Source organism: Nocardioides luti (assembly GCF_014212315.1).
In the GTDB taxonomy this organism is placed as follows: domain Bacteria; phylum Actinomycetota; class Actinomycetes; order Propionibacteriales; family Nocardioidaceae; genus Nocardioides; species Nocardioides luti.
Genome location: NZ_JACKXE010000001.1, coordinates 2,657,951 through 2,679,198 on the forward strand (window position 1 = coordinate 2,657,951; position 21,248 = coordinate 2,679,198).

Genomic DNA, 21,248 nt, shown 5'->3' on the forward strand with positions numbered 1-21,248 from the left:
TCCTCGACAGGCCGACAGATCGTCGGCAAAGAGGCTCTGATCGTACAGTCCGTCCTCCCGCTCACGCAGCAGCCCGCAGGAGGATGGGGGCGCACCCACCGAAGGAGACCCTGGATGAGCAGCACCACCATCGGGCACTGGGCGGACGGCGCGGCGTACGCCGGCACCTCCGGCCGGACCGCCCCCGTGACCAACCCGGCGACCGGCGTCGAGAGCGGCCAGGTGGCCCTCGCCTCCGAGGCCGACGCCCACCACGTCATCGCCGTCGCGCACCGCGCCGCCCGGGAGTGGCGGACCACCAGCCTGGCGAAGCGGACGCAGGTGATGTTCGCCTTCCGTGAGCTGCTGAACTCCCGCAAGGACGAGCTGGCCGCGCTGATCACCGCCGAGCACGGCAAGGTGCACTCCGACGCGCTGGGCGAGATCGCCCGCGGCCAGGAGGTCGTCGAGTTCGCCTGCGGCATCGGCCACCTGCTCAAGGGCGGCCACTCGCAGGGCGCCTCGAGCGGCGTCGACGTGCACTCGGTCCGGCAGCCGCTGGGTGTCGTGGGCATCATCAGCCCCTTCAACTTCCCGGCCATGGTGCCGATGTGGTTCTTCCCGGTCGCGATCGCCGCGGGCAACACGGTCGTGCTGAAGCCCAGCGAGAAGGACCCGTCGGCCTCGCTGTGGATCGCGCAGCTGTGGAAGGAGGCCGGTCTCCCCGACGGCGTCTTCAACGTGCTGCAGGGCGACAAGACCGCGGTCGACGCGCTGCTGCAGAGCCCCGACGTCGCCTCGATCAGCTTCGTGGGCTCGACCCCGATCGCGGAGTACGTCTACGAGCAGGCCAGCCGCACCGGCAAGCGCGTGCAGGCCCTCGGCGGCGCCAAGAACCACATGGTCGTGCTGCCCGACGCCGACCTCGACCTGGCCGCCGACTCGGCCGTCAACGCCGGGTACGGCAGCGCCGGCGAGCGCTGCATGGCGATCAGCGTCCTGGTCGCGGTCGAGCCGGTCGCCGACGAGCTGGTCGCCCGGATCGCCGACCGCACCCGCACGCTGGTCATCGGCGACGGCAGCGCGGGCGCCGCGCAGGAGTCCGACATGGGTCCGCTCGTGACCCGCGAGCACCGCGACAAGGTCGCCGGCTTCGTCGAGTCCGGCCAGCAGGCCGGCGCCAAGCTCGTGGTCGACGGCCGTGAGGTGCAGGCGCAGGGCGAGGACGCCGGGTTCTGGCTCGGTCCCACGCTGTTCGACCACGTCACGCCGGACATGGAGATCTACCGCGAGGAGATCTTCGGTCCCGTGCTGTCCGTCGTGCGGGTGGCGTCGTACGACGAGGCCGTCGCCCTCGTGAACAGCAACCCCTACGGCAACGGCACCGCGATCTTCACCAACGACGGCGGCGCCGCCCGCCTCTACGAGGAGGAGGTCGAGGTCGGGATGATCGGCGTGAACGTGCCGATCCCGGTCCCGGTCTCGTACTACTCCTTCGGCGGCTGGAAGCGCTCGCTCTTCGGCGACACCCACGCCCACGGCACCGAGGGCGTGCACTTCTTCACCCGGGGCAAGGTCGTCACCTCGCGCTGGATCAACCCGGCCGCGCGTCCCGAGGGCGGCCTCGAGCTGGGGTTCCCGCGCCATGACTGACACCGTCACGCCCGTCGCACCGGCCCCCACGGCGTACGACGACACGACCGCGGCCGACGCGGCCCGCGCCTACGAGCTCGACCGCCGGCACGTCTTCCACTCCTGGTCGGCGCAGGCCGAGATCGACCCGATGGTGGTCACCCGGGCCGAGGGGTCCTGGCTCTGGGACGGCGCCGGCAACCGGCTGCTCGACTTCACCTCGCAGCTCGTCTTCACGAACCTCGGCCACCAGCACCCGCGCGTCGTGCGGGCGATCCAGGAGCAGGCGGCCACGCTCTGCACGGTCGCCCCGTCGTCGGTCAACGCGGCCCGCTCCGAGGCCGCCCGGCTGATCGCGTCGCACACCCCGGACGGTCTCGACCGGATCTTCTTCACCAACGGCGGCGCGGACGCCAACGAGCACGCGATCCGGATGGCGCGGCTGCACACCGGGCGGCCGAAGGTGCTCTCGCGGTACCGCAGCTACCACGGCGGCACCCAGCTCGCGATCAACGTCACGGGCGACCCCCGGCGCTGGGCGAACGACAGCGCATCGACCGGGACGGTGCACTTCTTCGGGCCGTTCCTCTACCGCAGCGCGTTCTCCGCGACCACCGAGGCGGAGGAGTGCGAGCGTGCGCTCGCGCACCTCGAGCAGGTGATCGCGCTCGAAGGGCCGCAGACGATCGCGGCGATCATGCTAGAGTCGATCCCCGGCACCGCCGGGATCATGGTCCCACCGCCCGGCTACCTCACCGGCGTCCGCGAGCTGTGCGACCGGCACGGCATCCTGCTGATCGCCGACGAGGTGATGGCCGGCTTCGGGCGCTCGGGGCGCTGGTTCGCGGTCGAGCACGACGGGGTGACCCCGGACCTGCTGACCTTCGCGAAGGGCGTGAACTCCGGCTACGTGCCGCTCGGCGGCGTCGCGATCTCGGAGGCGGTCCACCAGACGTTCGCGCACCGGTCCTACCCCGGCGGGCTGACCTACTCCGGCCACCCGCTGGCGTGCGCCGCCGCCGTCGCCACCATCGAGACGATGGAGGACGAGCGGGTCGTCGAGCACGCGGCCGCGCTGGGGCAGGAGGTCTTCGGGCCCGGCCTCGAGGAGCTCGCCGGGCGGCACGACTGGATCGGCGAGGTCCGTGGGACCGGCGTCTTCTGGGCGCTGGAGCTCGTCTCCGACCGTGCCACGCGCGAGCCGCTGGCGCCGTACGGCGGGAGCAGCCCGCAGATGGCCGCGGTCCTCGCCGCGTGCAAGCGCGAGGGACTGCTGCCGATGTCGAACTTCAACCGGATCCACGTCGTCCCGCCGCTGACGATCTCCGCGGAGGAGGCGCGCACGGGGCTGGCGATGCTGGACCGGGCGCTGACCGCTGCGCGCGCGGATGCCTGACGCTGCCGGGGTGCTGACCGGGACGCTGGCCGGGTCGGTGCTCCGGCCGCTGTGGCTGGACTCGTCGGACCGGCCGGCGCCCCGTCCGGCCCTGGGCCCGGCCGACGCCGGGCTCGCGGTCGACCTGGTCGTCGTCGGCGGCGGCTTCACCGGTCTCTGGGCAGCGGTCCGTGCGTGCGAGCGCGAGCCCGGGCGCAGCGTCCTGCTGCTCGAGGCGGACCGGATCGCCGAGCACGCGACCGGCCGCAACGGCGGCTTCTGCGAGGCCAGCCTGACCCACGGCGAGGCGAACGGGCGGCAGCGCTGGCCCGGGGAGTACGACGAGCTGGAGCGGCTCGGCCTGCAGAACCTCGACGAGATCGCGGCGACCATCGAGCGGTACGGCATCGACTGCGGCTTCGACCGGTCCGGCACCCTCGCGGTCGCGACCCGGCCGCACGAGGTCGCCGGGCTGTCGCCGTCGGAGCCCGGGTTCCTCGGGGCCGAGGAGGTCCGCCGGGTCGTCGACTCCCCGACGTACCTCGCCGGGCGGGTCTCCCACGACGACTGCGCCACCCTCGACCCGGCCCGGCTGGCCTGGGGGCTGGCCCGGGTGGCCGAGTCGCTCGGCGTCCGGATCGCCGAGAGGACGCCGGCCGACGGGGTCCGCGCCGCCCGCGTCGGTGGCGGGGTCGTCGTGACCACGCCGTACGCCGAGGTCCGCGCGCGGCAGGTCGTCCTCGCGACGAACGTCTTCCGCCCGCTGCTGAAGCGGCTGCGGCTGTCGGTCGTGCCGGTCTACGACTACGTGCTCGCGACCGAGCCGCTGACGGCCGCGCAGGTGGCCGCGGTCGGGTGGACCGACCGGGTGGGGATCAGCGACAGCGGCAACCAGTTCCACTACTACCGGCTGACGCCCGACGACCGGGTGCTGTTCGGCGGCTACGACGCGATCTACCACTACGGGCGGTCGGTCGACGCCGCCCACGAGGACCGCCCGGCGACGTACGCCACCCTCGCCCGGCACTTCGCCGAGACCTTCCCGCAGCTGGCCGACGTGCGCTTCACGCACCGGTGGGCCGGGGCGATCGACACCTGTACGCGGTTCTGCGCGTTCTTCGGGGTGACCCGCGGGCGGCGGATCGCCTACGCGACCGGGTTCACCGGCCTGGGCGTCGGCGCGTCACGGTTCGGGGCGGACGTGATGCTCGACCTGCTCGCCGGCGCCTCGACCGAACGGACCCGGCTGGAGATGGTCCGCACGAGTCCGCTGCCGTTCCCGCCCGAGCCGCTCGCCTGGGTCGGCATCCAGCTGACCCGCTGGTCGCTGGCCCGCGAGGACCGCACCGGCCGCCGCAACGCCTGGCTCCGGGTGCTCGACCGGCTCGGCCTGGGCTTCGACTCCTGAGCCCCCCTCGCCGAGTCGGCGCATCTGCAGACGCTCAGACCGTCGAGTCGGCGCATCTGCAGATCGGCGTCTGCTTTGGCGCCGACTCGGCACCTCTGGCGTCTGCAGTAGCGCCGACTCGGCACCCCTGGCGTCTGCAGTAGCGCCGACTCGGCTCAGCGGAGCTGCTCGAGGACCAGGTCGGCGGCGGCCTGCTGCTCGGCGGCGAAGGGGTGGAAGGCGAGGGCCGCGGTGGCGTCGGTGGCGGCACCGTTGATCCACGGGTCGTCGGAGCAGATGTCGTGGCCCTTGCTGGCGGCGAACATGTCGACGTACGCGTCGGCCTTGGCGGCACCGGCCTCGACCGCGTCCGCGAGGCCCTGGTTGATCCGGCGGGCGAAGGGGTAGTCGCCGTCGGCCAGCGGCAGGAGCTTCGGGCAGGTCCCCGACGACGGGATGATCTGCGGGTAGCCGACCACGATCACCTTCGCGTTCGGCGCGCGGTCCTTGATGCCGGCGACGATGGCCCGCACGTGCCCGCGGATCTTGGGCAGCTCCTTGGTCAGCGTGTCGCCGCCGCCGGAGCGGAGCTTGGTCTCGCACGGGTTGCCCGTCGGGTCGCCGTCGCGCAGCTGCGAGCACACGCCGACGAGGGTCGCGAAGAGGTTGAAGTCGTTGCCGCCGATCCCGATCGTCACCAGGTCGGCGTCCTTGCTCAGGGCGTCGAACTGCGCCGGCTGGGTCTGGTCGCCGGTCTCCTGCACACCGATCATCGAGGTGCTGTCGGCGCCGCTGCAGCTGACGTCGGTCAGCGCGGTGCCGGGCATCGCGGCCGCGACCAGCGCCGGGTAGTTGTGGTCCGAGCGCAGGCAGCCGTTGCCGGTGTCGGTCGTCGGCACCAGCGGCGCGGCCGTGTAGGAGTCGCCGAGCGCCACGTACACGGGGTACGGCGAGTCGCCGGTCGGCGCGGAGGCGGTGGCCGAGCCCGACGCCGAGGGGCTGGAGGTCGTCGCGGTGGCCGAGCCGGGGCCGGCTGACGGCGTACCGCTGTCCGAGGAGCAGCCGACGAGGGCGGGGGCCGCGAGGAGCGCGGTGAGGACGGCCGTCAGGACGGCGCGGCGCGGGGACGTCATGGGGTGCAACGGTACGGCCCGGCCCCCACGGGACCCCTCGGGTGACCCAGCACGTGACCCAGCGGATGGTCCCCGGGGTGACCGGGACGTCGCGCGTGGGGTACGACTGGCGGGTGAGCCACCACCACCCTGCCGACGCCCCGCCCCCGACCGACGCCGACCTGCACACCAACGAGGCGGTCGACGAGGCGATGCCGACCGAGCCCGGCGGCAAGAAGGAGTCGGCGTTCACGGTGCTCGTGGCGCTGGTGGCCAACGGGCTGCTCGCGGCCGCCAAGACGGTCGCGGCGTTCCTCACCGGCTCCGCGTCGATGGCCGCCGAGGCCGCGCACTCCTGGGCGGACACCGGCAACGAGGTCTTCCTGCTGATCGCCGAGAAGCGCGGGGAGCGGCCGCGGGACGCCGAGCACCCGCGGGGCTACGGCCGGGCGACGTACGTCTGGTCGCTCGTGGCCGCCTTCGGTCTCTTCTCCGCCGGCGCGGTCGTCTCGATCTGGCACGGCGTGACCTCGCTGCTCGCCGAGAGCAGCGAGGAGGTCAGCTACACCGTCAACTACGTGGTGCTCGGGGTCGCGTTCGTCCTCGAGGGCGTGTCGTTCTTCCAGGCCACCCGCCAGGTCAAGGGCGACGCGCGCCGCTGGGGCGTGCACCCGCTGCGCTACGTCAACCGGACGTCGAGCCCGACGCTGCGCGCGGTCTTCTTCGAGGACTTCGCGGCGCTGCTCGGGCTGGTCCTCGCGGGCATCGGCATCCTGCTGCACCAGCTGACGGGCCAGGCGCTCTGGGACGCCGTCGGCTCGATCGCGGTCGGCGTGCTGCTCGCGTTCGTGGCGGTCTACCTGATGCGCCGCAACATGCAGTACCTCCTCGGGCAGGGCATCGGCACCGACATGTGGCAGCGGGTGCTGGCGGCGCTGCTCGCGCACGACGAGATCGACCGGATCACCTACCTCCACGTCGAGTACGTCGGCCCGCAGAAGCTCTTCGTCGTCGCGGCCGTCGACCTCACCGGCGACGACGCCGAGCCGGACCTGGCCCGGCGGCTGCGCGCGCTCGAGACCGACGTCGAGAGGAACGACCTCATCGAGGACGCCGTGCTCACGCTGGCGCTCCCCGAGGAGCCGGCGCTCACCCCCTGACGCCCAGTGCGACCACCAGCTCGAGCACGGTCTCGGGGTCGTCGAGCCGGTCGCCGTACAGGTCGCGGAGCTGGTTCATCCGGTAGCGCACGGTCTGCGCGTGCACGAACAGCTCGGCCGCGACGTCGTCACGGCGACCCTGGTGCAGCAGCCACGAGCGCAGCGTCGCCTCGAGCTTCTCCGCGGTCGCGGGGCGCAGGTCGGCCAGCGGCGCGAGCGCCCGGGCGCGCAGGTCGGCGAGCGCGCCGGCGTCCGCGCGGAGCACCAGCTCGGTGAGGTGCGCCTCGGTGTCGTCGGGCAGGCCGAGGTCGCGGGCCCTCCGGGCGCGGTCGTACGACGCCCGCACGTCCAGCCACGGCCGCGCGGGCCCCGCGACGGACCCGCGGTCGGCCAGCGTGCGCAGGAGGGCGCCGCGGGCGCGGCCGTGGGCGTCGGGAACGAGCAGCAGCGCCGCACCGTCGAGCTCGGGCAGGTCGCCGGCCTGGAGCGTCGCCGGCGACATCGACGCCAGCGCGGGCCGCACCTGCGACTCGGGCACGAGCACCGCCGTCAGCGTGGTCGGGACGTCCCAGCCGGCCCGCTCCACCGCGTCCATCACGGTCTCGGTGGGGGAGTCGGTCAGCAGGTGGTGGGCGACCCGCTCGAGCATCCGCTGCCGGACCCGCCCGGTCGTCGCGAGCTCGTCGGCGTGCCCGGCCACGCTCGCGGCGGACAGCTCGTCGATGTAGGCGAAGACCAGCTCGGCGAAGTCGACCAGCGTCTCGGGCTGGATGCCGTTGGCGACCGCGGTCGTCGACATCTCGCGCCAGGAGACGCGGGCGCCGATGCGGTACGCCGCCAGCAGGGCCTCCGTCGAGCGACCGCTCCGGGCCTCACCGCGGCCGAGCTGGTAGGCCCCCTCGACAGCCGGGGCGGTCGGGGTCCGGGGGTCCGCCCCGCGGCGGCCCGACGCCAGCGAGAGGAAGCCGCCGAGCGCGAGCTGGACCGCGTTGCGGATGTTCTCGCCCATCGGGCCGCTCAGCGCCCCGACGTACCCCGGGACCTCCTCGATGATCGCGTTGACGGTGGCGTCCGCGACCTGCGGCAGCCGCGAGCGCATCTCGGCGACGGCCTCCGGGTCCAGGCTCAGGCCGTGACCGGCGGTGCGACGCGGGGTGCGAGCGGGCATCGGTGGGTCTCCTGAGGTGGTTTCTTGTGCGGAGAGAACAAATGTGACGTGGCTCTTCACGTCCCACGGACAGGACTTTACGCCCTCGGTGCAGGACATTGGATACATGAGCATCGACGTCAGCACCCGCAGCGCCGGATCGGCGGCCGCCCCGACCGGGCGGAGCCTCCGGGGCAGCCTGCGCCGCATCGCCGAGGCCGCCGTGACCCCGCTCGAGCTCGACGACGTCCTCGACGTCTTCCACCCGCTCCGCGCCGGCGCCACCCTCCGCGGCAAGGTCGTCTCCGTCACCGCCGAGACCGCCGACTCCGCCACGATCGTCATCAAGCCCGGGCGCGACTGGGCCGGCCACGTCCCCGGCCAGTACCTCCGCGTCGGCGTCGACGTCGACGGCGTCCGCCTGTGGCGCACCTACTCCCTGACCCACGGCCCCCGTGCCGACCGCTGCATCTCCATCACCGTCAAGGCGATCCCGGACGGGGTGGTCTCGAACCACCTCGTCCGCCGGGTCCGCGCCGGCCAGATGATCCACCTGGGCCAGGCCGAGGGCGACTTCGTGCTGTCGACCCCGATGCCCGCGAAGCTGCTGCTCGTCACTGCCGGCTCCGGCATCACCCCGGTGATCGGGATGCTGCGCAACCTCTTCTCGCGCGCCACGCCGTTCGGCGGCGACATCGTGCTGCTGCACTCGGCGCTCTCGCGCTCCGAGGTGATCTTCGGCGAGGAGCTGCGGGAGTACGCCGCCGCCGGCAAGCTCCGCCTCGTCGAGCTGCACACGGACACCGACGGGATGCTCGACGTCGACGACCTGGCCACGATCGTCCCCGACCTGGCCGAGCGCACGACGTACGCCTGCGGGCCGGTCGGCCTGCTCGACGCCCTCGAGGCGCACCACGGCGCCCGCGAGCTGCCGCTGCACATCGAGCGCTTCCGCACCGCCACCGTCGTCACCGGCGAGGGTGGGACGGTCTCGTTCGCGAAGAACGGCGCGACCGTCGTGGCCGACGCCGCCACCCCGATCCTCGACGCCGCCGAGGCCGCGGGCGTCCTGATGCCGAGCGGCTGCCGGATGGGCGTCTGCTTCGGCTGCGTCCTGCCGCTGCGCGAGGGCGCCGTGCGCGACCTGCGCAACGGCCAGCTCACCGTCGCCGCCCCCGGCGACGGCGTGATCATCCAGACCTGCATCAGCGCCGCCGCCGGCGCGTGCGAGATCGACCACTGACCCTTTCCCCTCCGACCCGCTCGATCCCCCGAGAAGGAGCGACACCATGACCGCCCTGCAGAAGAAGCCCACCAGCCCGATCGACCACCTCACCCCCGAGGACATCGAGCAGCTCGGTGTCGAGCTCGACGCGATCCGCCAGGACATCCTGGACGCGCGCGGCGAGGGCGACGCGGCGTACATCCGCAAGGTCATCGACGTCCAGCGCAAGCTCGAGCTCGCCTCGCGCGCCGTGCTCCTGGCGTCGGCCTTCCCGCCGGCGTGGGTCGTCGGCACCGCCGGCCTGAGCGTCGCGAAGATCCTCGAGAACATGGAGATCGGCCACAACATCCTCCACGGCCAGTGGGACTGGATGCGCGACCCGAAGATCCACTCCACGACGTGGGAGTGGGACATGGCAACGCCGGCCAAGCAGTGGCAGCACTCGCACAACGAGCTGCACCACACGTACACCAACGTGATCGGCAAGGACAACGACCTCGGCTACGGCATCATGCGCGTGGACGAGGACCAGCCGTGGCACCCGTTCTTCCTCGTGCAGCCGCTGTGGAACTTCATCAACGCCTGCTTCTTCGAGTACGGCATCGCGGCGTACGACCTCGAGCTCGGTGCGAACATCAAGCGCAAGAAGACCAAGGACCCCGAGTTCAAGGCGCGGGTCAGCCAGGTGCTGAAGAAGATCCGCAACCAGGCGACCAAGGACTACGTCGTGCACCCGGCGCTGTCGATCCCGACCGGCTCGTTCCTGCCGACGCTCGCCGCGAACTTCACCGCGAACGTCGTGCGCAACCTGTGGTCGCACTCGATCATCATGTGCGGCCACTTCCCCGAGGGCGTCGAGACCTTCGAGAAGCGCTCGATCGACGGCGAGACCCGCGGTGAGTGGTACGTCCGCCAGATGCTCGGCTCGGCCAACATCTCCGGCTCGAAGGCCATGCACCTGATGTCCGGCAACCTCTCGCACCAGATCGAGCACCACCTGTTCCCGGATTTGCCGTCGAACCGGTACGCCGAGATCGCGCCGAAGGTGAAGGACCTCTTCGACAAGTACGGCCTGAACTACCACGCCCAGCCGTTCCCGAAGCAGCTCGCGTCGGCCTGGCACAAGGTCGTGCGGCTCTCGCTGCCGAACGGCTGGCTGGCCACGACCACGCCGAAGAACGCCGTGCCGCAGGTCAAGATGCTCTACAAGATGACGACCGGTGGCCCCAAGGTCCGCCGGGCCGCCCAGGCCCGCCTCACCCAGCAGGCGCGCCGCCTGCAGGGCGCCAAGGTCGCCGCCTGACGCGAGCGGGGCGCGCGCCCGTCGGGAAGCCGTCCGGCACTCCCACGGCGCGCGTCCCCGTTTGAGATCCGTCAGAGGGGGAACGTCGTTCCTGCAGTCGCTGCTCGGGCTCCGACGGCGCTGTGTCAACCCCCATCAACCGGACGGAGTCACACCATGCTGTGGACCATTCTGATCATCCTCGCCATCATCGCCCTCGTGCTGTTCATCCTGGGACGTGTGCGGAGCGGTCGCTGACCCTGACCTGACGGCGTCCTAGAAGACGTCGAACTCGTTGCCCTCGGGATCGGTCATCGCCACGGCGTAGTGATCGAGCCACTCCTCGCTGACCGTGCGCGTGCGGGTGGCCCCGAGGGCAGCGAGGCGGGTGGCCTCGGCCTCGACCCGCTCGCGCCGCACCTCCAGCGGCACGCTCCGTCCGCCACTGGCGTCGACATCGAGATGGAAGCGGTTCTTCACCGACTTCGCCTCCGGCACCACCTGGAACCAGATCCGCGGCCCCTCGCCGCGTGGATCGACGATCGAGTCCGTCCCGCCGCCGAGCTCGTCCTCGGGCACCCCGAGCGAGCGGTAGAAGTCGTCCCACGACGCGAAGCCGTCCGGGACCGGCGCCGGCACGTAGTGCAGCGCCTCCGCCCAGAAGCGGGCCAGCGGCTCTGCCACCGCGCAGTCGATCGTGAGCTGGAACCTCACCGTCATGGAGCACCTCCGGGTCGTCGTCGGGACCACGATGCCAGCCCGCGCCGACAGTCCGCGTGGACAGTCCTGGGCTGCTCCGGGGCTACTCCGGGCCGAGCAGGGCGTCCGGGTCCAGCCGCGGCGGCACGTGCGCGAGCGCGGCCTGCACGAGGGCGACACGGGCGCGGACCAGCACGGCACGGCGGACCCGCCCAAGGTCGTCGCTCGCGACCTCCTCGACGGTGGCGAGCACCTGCCGGTCGGAGTACGTCGGTCGCGTGCCCGGGGCCACGTCCACGTCGGGGAGCGCGACCAGGACCGGCAGCACCTGGCTGCCCAGCGAGCTGAGCAGCTGGTAGCGCTGGTGCCGGTCCATCGTCTCCCAGAGCTCGTCGACGTCCCGCTTGCCCCGGCGGACGTCGCGCCGGGCCGCGAGCACCGACTTGGCCGCGCCGGCCATCGCCTGGGTCATCTCGTTCTCGGTGAAGCGCACGGGACCAGTCTCCCGCGGATCGCGCCCGGGTGCTGGCTAGGGTCGACGGATGCAGGTCGACGTGGGCGCCCACACCTTCGACGTGGCGGTGAGCGGGCCGGACGACGCGCCGGTCGTGCTCCTGCTGCACGGCTTCCCGCAGTCGGGGCACTCCTGGCGTCTGGTGCTGCCGACGCTGCTCGACGCCGGCTTCCGGGTGGTCGTGCCGGACCAGCGGGGCTACTCGCCCGGCGCCCGGCCCGACGACGTCGAGGACTACCGGATCGGGCCGCTCGCGGGCGACGCCCTCGGGATCCTCGACGCGCTCGGGGTCGACCGTGCCCACGTCGTCGGCCACGACTGGGGCGCGGCGGTCGCCTGGCAGCTCGGCGCCCGGCACCCCGAGCGGGTGCGGACGCTCACGGCGGTCTCGGTCCCGCACCCGCGGGCCTTCATCACGGCGCTCCGCACGGACGACGAGCAGCGGGCGGCCTCGACCTACATGCGCGACTTCGCCACCCCGTCGTACGACGCGGTCCTGCTGGCCGACGACGCGGCGCGCTTCCGCTCGCTCTTCGGGCCGATGCCGGGCGCGGTCGACGTCGAGCACATGCTGGTCCGGGCGCGGGAGCCGGGCGCGCTGGCCGCGTGGCTGCGGTGGTACGCCGCCCAGCGGCTGGAGGACGTCGCCGACACCCCGGACGTGCCCGTCCCGACCCTGCACGTGTGGTCCGACGGCGACCACGCGCTGCGCCGCGCCGGCGCCGAGGGCACGGCGGCCTGCGTCAGCGGTCCCTACCGCCTCGACGTGCTGCCGGGCGTCTCGCACTGGATCCCCGAGGAGGCCGCCGACGCCCTGGGGGCGCTGCTGGTGGAGCACCTCGGGAGCGCGCTGCCGGGATAGTCCGACACGAATCCGTCGTTCCCGGGTCCCCCGAGTGACAAGTTCGTGGCGGACTATCCCACCGACGCCGGCTGGCTAGGCTGGCGCCAGGTTCCGCCCGATCCCGCAGCCCGACCCGCAGGAGGCCCCGATGCCGGTGACCCGTGGCTTCTTCCGCCGCCGCCCCGACGGCCCTGAGAGCCGGCTCCCGCCCGGGCAGTACGACGTGGGCGCCGGCTGGCCGGTGCTGACGGCCGAGGCCACGCCGCACCTGGAGCGGGACGCCTGGAGCGTCCGGGTGGACGGGCTGGTCGACCGGCCGACCACCTGGACGTGGGACGACGTCCAGCAGCTGCCGCGCTCGGCGTACACCGGCGACATCCACTGCGTCACGACGTGGTCGAAGTTCGACGTGACCTTCGGGGGCGTCTCGGTCGACACCCTCCTCGAGGCGGCCGGCCCGACGGCGGACGCCGCCTTCGTGGTGGCGCACGCCAGCACCGGCTACACCACCAACCTGCCCCTCGCGGACGTCACCGGCGGGAGGGCCTGGCTGGTCTGGGAGTACGCCGGCAAGCCCCTCACCCGCGAGCACGGCGGACCTGTCCGGCTGCTGGTGCCGCACCTGTACTTCTGGAAGTCCGCGAAGTGGATCAGCCGGCTCGAGCTGGTGGCCGAGGACCAGCCGGGGTTCTGGGAGCGCAACGGCTACCACGACCGCGGCGACCCGTGGCGGGAGCAGCGCTACCAGGGCGACGCGTGAGCGCGGACGGCCCGGACGGCCCGGACGACGTGGGCGCGATCGACGCCGTCACCGCGACGACGACGGCCTGGACGACCGGTCGGATCATCACCCACGACCTCCCCGCCCCCCACCTGGTCCGGCTCCGGATGCACGTGGAGGACCGCCAGCGGCACCGGCCCGGCCAGCACTACCTGATCCGGCTGCGCGCGCCCGACGACTACACCGCCCAGCGGTCGTACTCCCTCGCCTCCGACGACGACGACCCGCTCGTGGAGTTCCTCGTCGAGAGGCTCCCGGGCGGCGAGGTGTCGGAGTTCCTGGCCGACGTCGCCGAGGTCGGGGACGTGCTCGAGCTGCGCGGCCCGATCGGCCGCTGGTTCTCCTGGGACACCCGCACGCCGGCGCTCTGCCTGGTCGGGGGGACGGGCGTCGTGCCCGCGGTCGCGATGACGCGGACCGCCCGGCGCCTCGGCCGGCCCGACCTCGTCCGGGTCGTCGCGGTCGGTCGCGGTCCCGACGACCTGCCGTACGCCGACGAGCTCGACCGCGCCGGCGCCACGCTGGCCTTCACCCGGCAGAGCGTGGGGGAGCGGCCGGCCGGACCCCCGACGCGCGAGGAGGTCGCGGCGCTCCTCGACGGCGTCGAGGTCGCCTTCGTCTGCGGCTCGTCGCGCTTCGCCGCGTTCGCCGAGGGGCTGCTGACCGAGGCGGGGCTGAGCCCCGACGCCATCCGCGTCGAGCGGTTCGGCGTCACCGGCTGAGGGAGCGTGTTGGCGGGATAGTCCGCCACGAATTCGTCGTTCCCGGGCCTCCCGGGCGACAAGAACGTGGCGGACTATCCCGCCGCAGCGGTCAGCCCAGCGCCGCGGACACGACCTCGCGGGCCTCGGCCTGCACCTGGGCGAGGTGCTCGGCGCCGCGGAACGACTCGGCGTAGATCTTGTAGACGTCCTCGGTGCCGGACGGGCGGGCGGCGAACCAGGCGGACTCGGTGGTGACCTTGAGACCGCCGATCTTCGCGCCGTTGCCGGGCGCCTCGGTCAGCTTGGCGGTGATCTCCTCGCCGGCCAGCGACGTGGCCGACACGTCGTCCGGGGAGAGCGCCGCGAGCGCGGCCTTCTGGGCGCGGTCGGCGGGGGCGTCGATGCGGGCGTACGCCGGGTCGCCGTGCTCGGCCACCAGGTCGGCGTAGTGCTGCGACGGGGTCTTGCCCGTGGTCGCCAGGATCTCGGAGGCGAGCAGACAGAGGAGCAGGCCGTCCTTGTCGGTCGTCCAGGTGGTGCCGTCGGTCCGCAGGAAGGAGGCCCCGGCCGACTCCTCGCCGCCGAAGCCGAACGACCCGTCGAGCAGGCCCGGTACGAACCACTTGAACCCGACCGGCACCTCGACCATCGGCTTGCCGATGGACGCGGCGACCCGGTCGATCATCGACGAGGACACCAGGGTCTTGCCGATCCGCGCGGAGTCCGGCCAGCCCGGGCGGGCGCCGCCGAAGAGGTAGCCGATCGCGACCGCGAGGAAGTGGTTGGGGTTCATCAGCCCGCCGTCCGGCGTGACGATCCCGTGCCGGTCGGCGTCCGCGTCGTTGCCGGTGGCGAGGTCGTACTCGTCCTTGCGGCGGATCAGCGACGCCATCGCGTTGGGCGACGAGCAGTCCATCCGGATCTTGCCGTCCCAGTCGAGCGTCATGAAGCGCCACGTCGCGTCGACGAGCGGGTTCACCACGGTCAGGTCGAGCCCGTGCCGCTCGGCGATCTCGCCCCAGTAGTGCACGCTCGCGCCCCCGAGCGGGTCCGCCCCGATCCGCACGCCCGCCTGCTTGATCGCGGCCAGGTCGACGACGTTCGGCAGGTCGTCGACGTACGTCTCGAGGAAGTCGTAGCCCTCCACGGCCTTCCGGGCACGGGTGTACGGCGTCCGCCGCACGTCGCCGAGCCCGGCCTTGATCAGCTCGTTCGCCCGGGCCGCGATGACCGAGGTCGCGTCGGTGTCGGCGGGGCCGCCGTGGGGCGGGTTGTACTTGAAGCCGCCGTCGCTCGGCGGGTTGTGCGAGGGCGTCACCACGATGCCGTCGGCGAGCCCGCGGCCCGCGCCGGTCGAGCCCTTGCCGCGGTTGGCCCGCAGGATCGCGTGGGACACGGCGGGGGTGGGGGTGTAGCCGTCGCGGTCGTCGACGAGCACGGTCACGTCGTTCGCGACGAGCACCTCGAGCGCGGTCGCCCACGCGGGCTCCGAGAGGCCGTGGGTGTCGCGGCCGATGAACAGCGGGCCGTCGTACCCCTGCTCGCGGCGATAGTCGCAGATCGCCTGCGTGGTCGCCAGGATGTGCGTCTCGTTGAACGACGTCTTGAGGGACGTGCCGCGGTGGCCGCTGGTGCCGAAGGCGACCTGCTGGTCGACGTCCTCGGGGTCGGGGACGCCGGTGTAGTACGCCGTGACGAGGTGCGCCACGTCGACGAGGTCGGAGGCTTCGGCGGTCTGTCCGGCGCGGGGGTCGCTCATGGCGACATCATGCACCGCGCGGCCACCCGCCGTCCGCGTCGTGTGCCTGAGGACGCGCCGGGGCGCGTCCTCAGGCACACGCGGCGGACGCGGGGCATCGGGTCGACGGATGCCGAGCATCCGGACGGCGTGCTTCCGCGCGCGGACGAGTCGCGGCAGAGTCGGCGCGTGAGCGCGCTGACCCCGGACCCGACCGACCCGGCCCCGATTGCCCCGCCCGACGCGTGGCAGGCGCAGTGGGTCTCGCCCGCGGTCCCGGCCGACGAGGTGCCGCCGGGCGGCCGGCGGCCGGCGTACCTCCTGCGCGGCGCGGTCGACGTCGCCGCCCCCGTGCGGCGGGCCGTCGTGCACGCGACCGCGCACGGGATCTACGAGCTGAGCATCGACGGCACGCGGGTCACGGCCGACGAGCTGACGCCCGGGTTCACGGAGTACGCCCACCGCGTCCAGGTCCAGTCGTACGACGTCACGGCGATGCTCGCGGGCGCGCCCGGCGCCCACCGGCTGGAGGCGCTGCTCGCCGACGGGTGGTACCGCGGCCAGGTCGGCATCCTCCGCGCCACCGACCAGTGGGGCGACACCACGGCGTTCCTCGCGCAGCTGCACCTCGAGCACGAGGACGGCACGACCACCGTGGTGGGCACCGACGAGACCTGGCGGTGGACGCCGTCGTACGTCCTCCAGGCTGACCTGATCGAGGGTCAGCACGAGGACCGCCGGCTCGTGGGGGCCGAGCCCGAGGCCGGGTGGCAGCCGGTCGTCGTCAGCGACCGCGGCTTCGACACCCTCACGACCTCGCCCGCCCCGCCGGTTCGCCCGGTCGAGGAGATCCGGCCGGTCGGGGTCACCGAGCCGCACCCCGGGACCTACGTCGTCGACCTCGGGCAGAACGTCAACGGCCGGGTCCGGCTGAGCAGCCTCGGCCCGGAGGGCACCGCGATCACGCTGACGCACGGCGAGGCGCTCGGCCCGGACGGCGACGTGACGATGACGCACCTGCAGCCGGCGATGCCGTTCCTGCCGCACCCGCTCAGCGCCGGGCAGGTCGACCGCGTGGTCTCGGCGGGGCGCGACGGCGACGTCTTCGAGCCGCGGCTGACGACGCACGGCTTCCGCTACGTGCGGGTGGAGGGCCACCCGGGGCCGCTCACCGCCGACGACGTCACGGGCGTCGTGGTCCACACCGACCTCGCTCCGCGCGGCGGCTTCACGTGCGACGACGACCGGGTCAACCGGCTGCACGACGCGGCCGTGTGGAGCTTCCGCGGCAACGCCTGCGACATCCCGACCGACTGCCCCACCCGCGAGCGGGCTGGGTGGACGGGCGACTGGCAGCTCTACGTCCCCACCGCGACCTACCTCTACGACGTCGACGGCTTCTCCACCAAGTGGCTGCGCGACGTCGCGGCCGGCCAGTGGGAGGACGGCACGATCGGTGGCATGGCGCCGATGCCGGTCGCCGAGATGACCGGCTTCCTGCGCACCACCAACGGCTCGGCCGGGTGGGGCGACGCGTCGGTGCTGGTGCCGTGGGAGCTGCACGAGGAGTACGGCGACACCGCCGTCCTCGAGGAGCTGTGGCCGACCATGGTGGCCTGGCTGGACCGGACCGAGCGGATGGCGACGGGTGCCCGGCACCCCGACCGGGTCGCGGCCCGACCGGAGCCGCTGCCGCACGAGCAGCACCTCTGGGACACCGGCTTCCACTGGGGCGAGTGGCTCGAGCCCGGCGGCGAGCCGGCCGACTTCGCGGCGTTCATCGCGGCCGACAAGTCCGACGTCGCGACGGCGTACTACGCCTGGTCGACGCGGCACGCCGCGGCGATCGCGCGGGTGCTGGGCCGTGCGGAGGACGCGCAGCGGTATGCCGCCCTCAGCGCGGCGGTCGTCGACGCCTGGCGGTGCGAGTTCGTCGACGCCGGGACCGGGCGGGTCTCACCCCGCACGCAGGCCAACCTGGTCCGCGCGCTGCGCTTCGGCCTGGTGCCCGACGAGCTGCGCCAGCAGACCGCCGACGACCTCGCCGCGCTGGTCCGCGAGGCCGGCACCCACCTGGGCACCGGCTTCCTGTCCACACCCGACCTGCTGCCGGTGCTGGCCGACCACGGCCACCTCGAGCTGGCCTACGAGCTGCTGTTCCAGGACACCCAGCCGTCGTGGCTGGCGATGATCGACCGCGGTGCGACGACCGTCTGGGAGCGCTGGGAGGGTCTCGACGAGGACGGCGTGCCGCACGAGTCGCTCAACCACTACTCCAAGGGGGCGGTGGTGTCGTTCCTGCACCGGTACGTCGCCGGCCTGCAGCGCACCGCCACCACCTGGCGCCGCTTCCGCGTCGCCCCGCGTCCGGGCGGCGGGATCACCTCGGCCTCGACCTGGCACGACTCCGTGCACGGGCGGATCGAGGTGGCGTGGTCTTCGGCCGCGGCCCCGGGCGGCTCGGGCATCTCGCTGCACGTCACCGTCCCGCCCGGGTGCACGGCCGATGTCGTGCTCCCCGATGGGACGGCGTACGAGGTGGGCGGCGGGACGCACAGCTTCTGAGCGCCCCGCGCCTGCTGTAACGCGGTGTCCACGTAGCGAATGGGGTGCTGCAGCACCGCACCAGTGACGGGGACACCGCGTTACAGCGGCCGGACGGTCGCCTACGGCGCCATCCGGGCGCTGGCGCGCTCGAGGTCGGTGCCCTGCGCGCGGACCAGCGTGACGCCGCTGCCGTCGCGCTCCTGGACCGTCAGCAGCAGCGCCTGGTTGGTCTCCCACGCGGCGGCGTCGAAGAAGCCGGGCGTGCGGTAGGTGACGAGCTTGCGGCCCGTCGCGCCGTGCACCTCGAGCTGGCCGATGGGGCCGTCGGTGTTGAGGTACGTCGTGAGCAGCCGCCGGCCGCTCGGCGCGATCGCCAGGACGGCCTGCTGGCTGGAGCGCCAGAGCGTCGTCCTCGGCTTCGCGAGGGAGGTGACGAAGCTCGACCCGACGGAGCCCTCCGCGGTGCGGCTGAAGGTGCCGACGCGGTCGGCGCGGATGTCGGCGACGTACCCCTCGCGCTTCGAGATCCGCGACGTCAGGTCGGACTGGTTGTTCCACCAGAAGGTGCGGGCCGGGCCGGTGCCGCCCAGGACCGCGCGGTCCTCGTCGGCGTCGAGGACGCGGACGTAGCCGTCGAAGGTACGTCGCGCCACGCGCTCGCCCGTGACCGCGTCGAGGACGGTCACCCGGGTGGTGCCGACCCGCGGCACGACGCCCTCGAACAGCTGGCGGCCGTCGGTGGAGAGCAAGATGTCGCCGCGGATCCCCTGGAGGATCGTGGTGCGCTCGCCGTCCTTCGTGACCCGCTCGACCCGGCTCGAGCCGTTGCGGCCCCAGACCCCGATCACGTAGGCGCCGTCCGAGACGCCGTACAGCTGGACCTCCTGGGCCCGCGTCGTGATCTTCGTGCCGCGGTCCAGGATCGTCGTCCCGAGCACCTGCGGCACCTTCGGGCCGGCGCCGCGGTCGAGCGTGGCGGGCCGGACGTTGACGGAGTCGGCGCGGTGGGGCGCGGTCGGTGCCGCGGCCTCGAGGGTGGCCGGGGCGGCGTCGGCCGGTCCTCCGACGGCGAGGGCGGGGGCGGCGAGGGCGGCGAGGCCCAGCAGGGCCGGGGCCAGGATCCGAAGGGGTCGAGTGGTCACGAGAGGTCCTTTCCGGGACAGCGAGCGGGGGCTCCGAGCACCCCCGTGCCCTGAAGACGGGATCGGGGGCCGAGAAGTTGCGGCCCCGGCTGCGATTTCTTTACTTTCGCGGGCCGCCGGCCCATTCGGGCGGTGCGTGAGCAACCGAGTCCGGAGCGGGAACGGTTGCTATGTCACCGCTCCCCGACGCCGAGCCCCCGCCAGCGCCGCCGCAGGGTGTGGGCGGCGGCCTTGGGGCGGCGGTCGCGGGTGAAGACGCCCTTGCGGTTGCCGTCGACGCGCGAGATCGCGTCGGCGGTGGCGAAGTCGGCGAAGTTCCAGACGTGCTCGCCGACGACGCCGTCGACCCGGTCGAGAACGCGGTGGGTCATGTCGAGGAGCGCCGACTGGTACTCCTCGGTCCACGGCACGTCGGCGATCCCGTGCAGGCCGGCGATCGCGTCGCCGCCGTACTCCGTCAGGAAGACCGGCTTCCCGGTCGCGGCCCACGCGCGGAGCTCGGCCTCGAGCTTCAGCTCGGCGGCGGCGAGGTCGCCGGTGTCGAGGTACCACCCGTAGTAGCGGTTGACCATCACCAGGTCGCACAGGTCGGTGACGCGGCACCGGTCGGGCGGCGCGAGGAACATGTTGACGACGCCGACCGGCCGGGTCGGGTCGAGCGCGCGGGTGAGGTCGAGCAGCGGCGCGAAGTAGGCGCGCGCCTCCTCCGACGTCGTCTCGGGCTCGTTGGCGATGCACCAGACGACCACGCTGGGGTGGTGGCGGTCGCGGTCGACGAGCTCCCGGATCGCCTGCGCGTGCACCTCGCGCGTCGCGTCGTTCACCGTGTCGGGGGAGTACGTCGGCCGCTTGTCCGCCCCGATCTGGCCGCCGGACAGCGGCAGGTTGAGGCCGACCGCCGCGGTCTCGTCGACGACCACGATGCCGCGCCGGTCGGCGAGGTCGAGGACCTCCTCGGCGTACGGGTAGTGCGCCGTGCGGATCGAGTTCGCCCCGATCCAGTCGATCAGCTCGAAGTCGTGCAGCATCAGCGCGTCGTCGTGGCCCTTGCCGCGCACGGCCGCGTCCTCGTGCTTGCTGAAGCCGCGGAAGTGGAACGGCTCGCCGTTGATCAGCAGCTGCTGCCCGCGCACCTCGACCGTGCGGATCCCCACGGGCAGCACGTAGGTGTCGACCAGGACGTCCCCGCGGTGCACCGAGACGACCAGGTCGTGGAGGTGGCCCTCACCGGGTCGCCAGGGGTGGACGTCGGGCACGGTCAGGACGCCGGACGCACCGGTGCCGGCGGCCACCTCGCGGCCGGCGCCGTCCCGCAGCACCACCCCGACGGTGGTCCCGGCTGCGGACCCGCCCAGCGTGACGTCGTACGCCACGGAGCCGGTGCCGCCGTCCAGCCCGGTCGTCACGGCCAGGTCGGCGACGTACGTCGTGGGCGTCCGCGACAGCCGCACCGAGCGGTGCAGCCCGGCGTAGTTGAAGAAGTCGTGGTGGTACTTCTGCCGCCGCCGGCCGTCGCTGCCCGGCGGCAGCGGCTCCCCGGGCGGGATCGACTGGAAGGTCAGCTCGTTGTTGACGACGACGGTGAGGCGTACGGCGGCACCGGGCGTGACGTGCGCGGTGACGTCGGCCTCGAACGGCGTGTAGCCGCCCTCGTGCGACATCACCTCGACGTCGTCGACCCACACCGTCGCGCGGTGGGTGGCGGCGTCGAGGCGCAGGACGACGCGGCCGCCGCCCCAGGTGGCGGGGACGTGGACGGTGCGTTGGTACCACGCGTCGCCCACGTGGTCGCGGAACTCCCGGCTCGGGACGATGTCGTTGAAGCTGGCCGGCACCGGCATCGGGCGGGCCTCCGGGAGCGCCCGCTGCCACCAGCCCTCGTCACGCCCGACCCCGTCGCGGTCGAGCGCGAAGTCCCACAACCCGTCGAGGGTCCGGGTCTCGCGCGTGGGGGAGTCCTGCGGCCGCAGCATCGGGGCG

General features: G+C 73.3%; 17 protein-coding genes. 10 read left to right on the forward strand and 7 right to left on the reverse strand.

From position 1 onward, the window contains the following. Positions 1-114 precede the first annotated feature (114 nt). The 3 genes from H5V45_RS12605 to H5V45_RS12615 are packed head-to-tail and all read left to right on the forward strand — an operon-like array spanning position 115 to position 4,394. Entirely contained in the window at positions 115-1,632 is a 1,518-nt protein-coding gene (locus H5V45_RS12605) for a CoA-acylating methylmalonate-semialdehyde dehydrogenase (protein ID WP_185253246.1), read from the forward strand. After that, positions 1,625-3,007, forward strand: a complete 1,383-nt coding sequence (locus tag H5V45_RS12610; protein ID WP_185253247.1) for an aspartate aminotransferase family protein — start codon at positions 1,625-1,627, stop codon at positions 3,005-3,007. Before H5V45_RS12605 ends, H5V45_RS12610 begins: the two co-directional genes overlap by 8 nt. After that, positions 3,000-4,394 carry an NAD(P)/FAD-dependent oxidoreductase gene (locus tag H5V45_RS12615; RefSeq protein ID WP_185253248.1) on the forward strand — a complete coding sequence of 465 codons (1,395 nt, stop codon included), beginning with the start codon at positions 3,000-3,002 and terminating at the stop codon, positions 4,392-4,394. The genes H5V45_RS12610 and H5V45_RS12615 overlap by 8 nt, the downstream gene beginning before the upstream one ends. 155 nt (positions 4,395-4,549) lie before the next feature. On the opposite strand, the gene H5V45_RS12620 is transcribed toward H5V45_RS12615, so the two are convergent. Continuing rightward, complete coding sequence (locus H5V45_RS12620; RefSeq protein WP_185253249.1) at positions 4,550-5,506, reverse strand: SGNH/GDSL hydrolase family protein; 957 nt, start codon at positions 5,504-5,506, stop codon at positions 4,550-4,552. Positions 5,507-5,547: 41 nt separating this feature from the next. Between H5V45_RS12620 and H5V45_RS12625 the strand changes: the two genes are divergently transcribed. Further along, positions 5,548-6,645 carry a cation diffusion facilitator family transporter gene (locus H5V45_RS12625; RefSeq protein ID WP_343061543.1) on the forward strand — a complete coding sequence of 366 codons (1,098 nt, stop codon included), beginning with the start codon at positions 5,548-5,550 and terminating at the stop codon, positions 6,643-6,645. Here H5V45_RS12625 and H5V45_RS12630 read toward each other — a convergent pair. After that, complete coding sequence (locus H5V45_RS12630) at positions 6,635-7,813, reverse strand: PucR family transcriptional regulator (RefSeq protein WP_185253250.1); 1,179 nt, start codon at positions 7,811-7,813, stop codon at positions 6,635-6,637. The genes H5V45_RS12625 and H5V45_RS12630 overlap by 11 nt on opposite strands. Before the next feature lie 106 nt (positions 7,814-7,919). Between H5V45_RS12630 and H5V45_RS12635 the strand changes: the two genes are divergently transcribed. Both H5V45_RS12635 and H5V45_RS12640 read left to right on the forward strand, forming a co-directional pair. Then, positions 7,920-9,035 (forward strand): ferredoxin reductase, encoded by a 1,116-nt coding sequence (locus tag H5V45_RS12635; protein ID WP_185253251.1) that lies wholly within the window; start codon positions 7,920-7,922, stop codon positions 9,033-9,035. Positions 9,036-9,081: 46 nt separating this feature from the next. Next, positions 9,082-10,320, forward strand: coding sequence for a fatty acid desaturase family protein (locus H5V45_RS12640; protein ID WP_185253252.1), 1,239 nt, complete (start codon positions 9,082-9,084; stop codon positions 10,318-10,320). Positions 10,321-10,575: 255 nt separating this feature from the next. Here the strand turns inward: H5V45_RS12640 and H5V45_RS12645 are convergent, their stop codons facing one another. Beyond that, entirely contained in the window at positions 10,576-11,019 is a 444-nt protein-coding gene (locus H5V45_RS12645; RefSeq protein WP_185253253.1) for a VOC family protein, read from the reverse strand. Between the two features lie 82 nt (positions 11,020-11,101). Continuing rightward, positions 11,102-11,491 carry a hypothetical protein gene (locus tag H5V45_RS12650; protein WP_185253254.1) on the reverse strand — a complete coding sequence of 130 codons (390 nt, stop codon included), beginning with the start codon at positions 11,489-11,491 and terminating at the stop codon, positions 11,102-11,104. A 49-nt stretch (positions 11,492-11,540) separates the two neighbouring features. On the opposite strand from H5V45_RS12650, the gene H5V45_RS12655 reads away from it, so the two are divergent. The 3 genes from H5V45_RS12655 (at position 11,541) to H5V45_RS12665 (ending at position 13,859) form a co-directional block, all read left to right on the forward strand. Then, positions 11,541-12,374, forward strand: coding sequence for an alpha/beta fold hydrolase (locus H5V45_RS12655; RefSeq protein WP_185253255.1), 834 nt, complete (start codon positions 11,541-11,543; stop codon positions 12,372-12,374). 130 nt (positions 12,375-12,504) lie between these two features. Then, entirely contained in the window at positions 12,505-13,116 is a 612-nt protein-coding gene (locus H5V45_RS12660) for a sulfite oxidase-like oxidoreductase (protein WP_185253256.1), read from the forward strand. Next, complete coding sequence (locus H5V45_RS12665) at positions 13,113-13,859, forward strand: FAD-binding oxidoreductase (protein WP_343061544.1); 747 nt, start codon at positions 13,113-13,115, stop codon at positions 13,857-13,859. The genes H5V45_RS12660 and H5V45_RS12665 overlap by 4 nt, the downstream gene beginning before the upstream one ends. Before the next feature lie 91 nt (positions 13,860-13,950). Here H5V45_RS12665 and pgm read toward each other — a convergent pair whose 3' ends face one another. Then, positions 13,951-15,600, reverse strand: coding sequence for a phosphoglucomutase (alpha-D-glucose-1,6-bisphosphate-dependent) (pgm, locus tag H5V45_RS12670; RefSeq protein WP_185253257.1), 1,650 nt, complete (start codon positions 15,598-15,600; stop codon positions 13,951-13,953). Positions 15,601-15,768: 168 nt separating this feature from the next. Here pgm and H5V45_RS12675 point away from each other — a divergent pair, with 168 nt between their 5' ends. Next, positions 15,769-18,144 carry an alpha-L-rhamnosidase gene (locus H5V45_RS12675; protein ID WP_221633996.1) on the forward strand — a complete coding sequence of 792 codons (2,376 nt, stop codon included), beginning with the start codon at positions 15,769-15,771 and terminating at the stop codon, positions 18,142-18,144. Positions 18,145-18,245: 101 nt separating this feature from the next. Here the strand turns inward: H5V45_RS12675 and H5V45_RS12680 are convergent, their stop codons facing one another. Continuing rightward, a complete protein-coding gene (locus H5V45_RS12680; protein ID WP_185253259.1) occupies positions 18,246-19,268 on the reverse strand; it encodes a hypothetical protein in 1,023 nt (340 codons plus the stop codon). A gap of 173 nt (positions 19,269-19,441) precedes the next feature. Next, a complete protein-coding gene (gene uidA / locus H5V45_RS12685; RefSeq protein ID WP_185253260.1) occupies positions 19,442-21,241 on the reverse strand; it encodes a beta-glucuronidase in 1,800 nt (599 codons plus the stop codon). Positions 21,242-21,248 lie beyond the last annotated feature (7 nt).

What these genes read in the sequence shown, in the direction of transcription:
- H5V45_RS12610 (WP_185253247.1), top strand. Translation starts at nt 1,625, where the DNA reads ATGACTGACACCGTCACGCCCGTCGCACCGGCCCCCACGGCGTACGAC.
- pgm (WP_185253257.1), bottom strand. Translation starts at nt 15,600, where the DNA reads ATGAGCGACCCCCGCGCCGGACAGACCGCCGAAGCCTCCGACCTCGTC.
- H5V45_RS12660 (WP_185253256.1), top strand. Translation starts at nt 12,505, where the DNA reads ATGCCGGTGACCCGTGGCTTCTTCCGCCGCCGCCCCGACGGCCCTGAG.
- H5V45_RS12615 (WP_185253248.1), top strand. Translation starts at nt 3,000, where the DNA reads ATGCCTGACGCTGCCGGGGTGCTGACCGGGACGCTGGCCGGGTCGGTG.
- H5V45_RS12640 (WP_185253252.1), top strand. Translation starts at nt 9,082, where the DNA reads ATGACCGCCCTGCAGAAGAAGCCCACCAGCCCGATCGACCACCTCACC.
- H5V45_RS12620 (WP_185253249.1), bottom strand. Translation starts at nt 5,506, where the DNA reads ATGACGTCCCCGCGCCGCGCCGTCCTGACGGCCGTCCTCACCGCGCTC.
- H5V45_RS12645 (WP_185253253.1), bottom strand. Translation starts at nt 11,019, where the DNA reads ATGACGGTGAGGTTCCAGCTCACGATCGACTGCGCGGTGGCAGAGCCG.
- H5V45_RS12655 (WP_185253255.1), top strand. Translation starts at nt 11,541, where the DNA reads ATGCAGGTCGACGTGGGCGCCCACACCTTCGACGTGGCGGTGAGCGGG.
- H5V45_RS12630 (WP_185253250.1), bottom strand. Translation starts at nt 7,813, where the DNA reads ATGCCCGCTCGCACCCCGCGTCGCACCGCCGGTCACGGCCTGAGCCTG.
- uidA (WP_185253260.1), bottom strand. Translation starts at nt 21,241, where the DNA reads ATGCTGCGGCCGCAGGACTCCCCCACGCGCGAGACCCGGACCCTCGAC.
- H5V45_RS12605 (WP_185253246.1), top strand. Translation starts at nt 115, where the DNA reads ATGAGCAGCACCACCATCGGGCACTGGGCGGACGGCGCGGCGTACGCC.
- H5V45_RS12635 (WP_185253251.1), top strand. Translation starts at nt 7,920, where the DNA reads ATGAGCATCGACGTCAGCACCCGCAGCGCCGGATCGGCGGCCGCCCCG.